The sequence below is a fragment of the Micromonospora sp. MH33 genome, from assembly GCF_003013775.1.
Taxonomy (GTDB): domain Bacteria; phylum Actinomycetota; class Actinomycetes; order Mycobacteriales; family Micromonosporaceae; genus Micromonospora; species Micromonospora fulviviridis.
This window is the reverse complement of record NZ_MUYZ01000459.1, coordinates 1-3,552: the sequence shown is the minus strand read 5'-3', so window position 1 is coordinate 3,552 and position 3,552 is coordinate 1. Positions and strand designations below refer to the sequence as shown.

At 76.7% G+C, this 3,552-nt stretch carries 4 protein-coding genes; 3 read left to right on the top strand and 1 reads right to left on the bottom strand.

The window, feature by feature from the left end; genetic code table 11:
- The 3 genes from B0E53_RS38840 to B0E53_RS34355 form a co-directional block, all read left to right on the top strand.
- Positions 1–645, top strand: a 645-nt coding sequence (locus tag B0E53_RS38840) for an FAD-dependent oxidoreductase (RefSeq protein WP_348639689.1), incomplete at its 5' end; no start/stop codon positions are given.
- A 55-nt stretch (positions 646–700) separates the two neighbouring features.
- Positions 701–1,843, top strand: a complete 1,143-nt coding sequence (locus tag B0E53_RS34360) for a hypothetical protein (RefSeq protein WP_107079705.1) — start codon at positions 701–703, stop codon at positions 1,841–1,843.
- Between the two features lie 215 nt (positions 1,844–2,058).
- On the top strand, positions 2,059–2,499 hold the full coding sequence (locus B0E53_RS34355) for an HNH endonuclease (RefSeq protein ID WP_107079704.1): 441 nt from the start codon (positions 2,059–2,061) through the stop codon (positions 2,497–2,499).
- Positions 2,500–2,588: 89 nt separating this feature from the next.
- On the opposite strand, the gene B0E53_RS34350 is transcribed toward B0E53_RS34355, so the two are convergent.
- Positions 2,589–3,356: an enoyl-CoA hydratase/isomerase family protein gene (locus B0E53_RS34350; protein ID WP_107079703.1), complete on the bottom strand. Its 768-nt coding sequence runs from the start codon at positions 3,354–3,356 to the stop codon at positions 2,589–2,591.
- Between the last annotated feature and the right edge of the window lie 196 nt (positions 3,357–3,552).

Sequence of the window (3,552 nt, the reverse complement as noted above, 5' to 3'; positions counted from 1 at the left end):
CCGCCGGCGCTCGCCGCGCTGGTCGCCGCCTCCCCCGGCCTGCTCGCGGCGGCGCCCGAGCTGGTGGCGCGGATGCCCGCGTTCGGCCGGCCCGGCCCGCCGTACGCGGTGGCGCGCTACTGGATGGACGGCGACGTGCGCCCGGACCGGGCGGTGTTCAGCGGGGTGTCCCGCCAGCCCACCCTGGACTCGGTGACCCTCTACCACCGGCTGGAGGACGAGCCGCGGCGCTGGGCGGGGCGGACCGGCGGCTCGGTGGTCGAGCTGCACGCGTACGCCTGCGAGCCGGACGTGCCGGCCGAGGAACTGGCCGAGCGGATGCGGGTGGAGCTGACCGCGCTCTGGCCGGAGGTGGCCGCCCTGCGGGTACGCGCGCTGCGCGCCCGGGTCGAGGCGCAGGCGCCCGCGTTCATCCCCGGCAGCCACGCGGGGCGGCCGGGGGTGCGCACCGACGCGGCCGGCCTCTACCTGGCCGGCGACGGCATCCGGACCGAGTTCCCGAGCGCGTTGATGGAACGGTCGGCGGCGACCGGGATCGTGGCCGCCAACCACATCCTGCGGGCGGAGGGGGCGGCGGCCGAGCCGGTCAGCTCGGTCCGCCCGCGCGGCCTGCTGGCCGGCCGCCGCCGACCGAAACGGTCATAAGCGGAGGAAAGCTGCTCTAGGCTCGACTGGCTCCGGCGACACGGGAGGTCGGCAGGTGAGCACCGCGCTGCGGGTGGACGACCAGCGGGACGACGCGTACGGGTCGCTCCGCGACGAGCGTGCGTGCATCGTCACCGCCCTGCGGCTCGGCTGGTCGATGGCGGACGCCTACCACCACGCGCAGACCGCCGACCTGGACGACGGTGCCGACCGGCCGGCGGTCGCCCCGGCGAAGCTCTCCAACCTGACCGAGATGCCGGGCCGGCACCGGCTCGGGATGTACCTGGACGGGGTCGAGGTGGCGCTCGCACAGATCGCCGCGCTCACCGCGCCGGGCCGTCCGGTGCCGTTCACCGCCGCCGCCCGGGACGCCACGGGGCCCGACCGGGAGCCGCTGCTGCTCGCCCTCGACGAGCTGAACGTGGACGTGCTGCGCTGGACGATGGCCACCAACCACCGGGTCGGGCTGGCGTACCGGCTCGGCCGCTCGCTCGCCGACACCGCCCGGCACGGCGACGCCGACGAGCTGGTCCGGCGGTTCGGCGGGCGGCAGATCCAGATCAGCCGGTGGCTGGACGAGCTGGCCAGCGTGCTGCCGCCGTACTCGGCGGCGGTGGTGCGCCGCTCGCTGGCCGCCTGGGCCGCGGCGGTCGGCCGCGCCACGGTCGGCGACCCGGGCGAGGCCGGACTGGCCGAGCTGGCCCGCGAGCTGCGCAACCAGGGCGAGCTGTGGCGGGACGTGCTCACCGGCGGCCTGCACCCGCGGGACCTGCTGGACGAGGAGAACTGGGCGGTGGTGGCCCGGAACCTGATCATCCGGGACCGGAAGCTCGTGGTGCAGGCGGCCCGCGGGATCTTCTGGCCGGTGCTCGTACCCCTGCTGGTGGTGCTCCTGGCGGTGGTGGGGGTGAGCGCCGCGGCCGCGGCCGGCTCCCCCACCACCCGGGCGGCGGTGGCCCTGGTCGGCCTGGGCGCCGGACTGACCGCGATCTGGCGGTCGGTTTCCACACCGGCCCTGTCGGTGGCCGCCGAGGTGAACCGGCCGCTGCTGGAGAGCGAGCTGGTCGTGCAGATGGCCGGCCGGATCGGCCGGCCGCTCGCGGCGGCGCGGGCCGCCGGGCGTGCGGGCCGGCAGCGGCCCCCGTCCGACGGGGGATCGAAATACGTTGCCCGCCTTTCCGGCGTGGATCTACCGTGAGCGCGCAAGGTCAACCACCGTTCCGGGAGCCGTCGATGTCGCTGCGACACCGCACCACGATGCCGTCGTGGCTGCTCAGCGACGGCTGCCGAGCCGAAGGTCCGCCCGCCGGACGGCCCGACTGACGCGCCCGCGCGTCCGCGTCGTCGCCGCCCGGTCCCGTGGACCGGGCGGCTTTTTGCTGCCGTACCCACCGATCGTGAAGGGAGAGCCCGGTGGACGCCGTCCTCGTCATCAACGCCGACCTCGGCCCGCTGCACCGGGTCACCGTCCAGCACGCGGTCCGGATGCTCTGCCGCCGGGTCGCCGAGATCCACGAGGCCGAGCCGGACCAGGTGATCGGGGTCTTCCCGATGCCGCGGGTGGTCCGCCTCGTCCGGTACGTGGTGACCCGCTGGCGGTTCAGCGCCGGCCCGGCCTGGTCCCGGGGCGGGGTGCTGCGCCGCGACGGCCGGCGGTGCGCCTACTGCGACGGCCCGGCCAGCACCATCGACCACATCCTGCCCCGCTCGCGCGGTGGCCGGAACACCTGGGTGAACACCACTGCCGCCTGCTACGGGTGCAACCAGCGCAAGGGCGACCGGACCCCGGCCGAGGCGGGCATGCCGCTGCGGCGGGAGCCGGTGACGCCGAGCTGGGCCTCGCTGGCGCGGTGACGGACGGCCGGCGGGCACAGGGGGTCGCGTCGGAGGTACGCCTCCGGCGCGGCGCCCGCCGGTCCCGTCGTGGGGGACGGCGTGACGCCTCAGCCGGCGGCCGGCGGGGTCCAGCCGAAACGCGGCGGCCGGCGCCCGGTGACCGCCGCGATCCCCTCGCGGGCCTCACCGCTCTCCCGCACCTGCCCGTGCCACCAGGCGATCCGGTCGGCGTCGGCCCGCCCGTCGACGATCTCCTTGGCCGCGGCCACGGTGAGCCGGGAGCGCTCGGCGATGGTGGTGGTCACCGCGGCCACCCGGGCCGCCAGCGCGTCGGCCGGCAGCGCCTCGTCGACCAGCCCGATCCGCAGCGCCCGCTCGGCGTCGACCAGCTCGCTGGTGAAGAGCAGGTGCTTGGCGGCGGACGGCCCGACCAGCCGGGCCAGCCGCCGGGTGGTCGGCGCGGGATAGACCAGCCCCAGCCGCGCCGGGGGTACGCCGAACCGGGCGTCCGCCGCGGCGAAGCGCAGGTCGCAGGCGACGGCGAGCTGACAGCCGCCGCCGACGCAGGCGCCCTCGATCGCCGCCACGGTGGGCCGGCCGAACGCCGCCAACCGCTCCTCGGCGGCCACCGCGATGCTGCCGTCCCCGGCCTCCAGCAGCTCGTCCAGGTCGCCCAGGTCGGCGCCGGCGCAGAAGGTGCCGCCCGCCCCGGTGAGCACCAGCACGCGCACCGCCGGGTCCGCCTCCAGGCCGTCGAGCAGCACCGGGAGCTGCCGCCACATGGCCGGCGTCATCGCGTTGCGACGCGCCAGGTTCCGGATCACCACGGTCGCCACCGGCCCGGCCACCGTGACGGTCAGCTCCGCGTCCGACATGTCTCCCCCTCGTACCGCCGGTCCTGTGGCGACCGTAGCGGCGGGGCCCGGCGACCACCCGCGTGGGGTGGTTGCCGGGCCCCGGGGTCGGGCGGTCAGGTCAGGAGACGTTGACCGCGGTGTCGTCGATGACGAACGAGGTCTGCAGCGAGACGTCCTCGGTGCCGGTGAACTTCAGGGTGACGGTCTGGCCGGC

What these genes read in the sequence shown, in the direction of transcription:
- B0E53_RS34350 (WP_107079703.1), bottom strand. Translation starts at nt 3,356, where the DNA reads ATGTCGGACGCGGAGCTGACCGTCACGGTGGCCGGGCCGGTGGCGACC.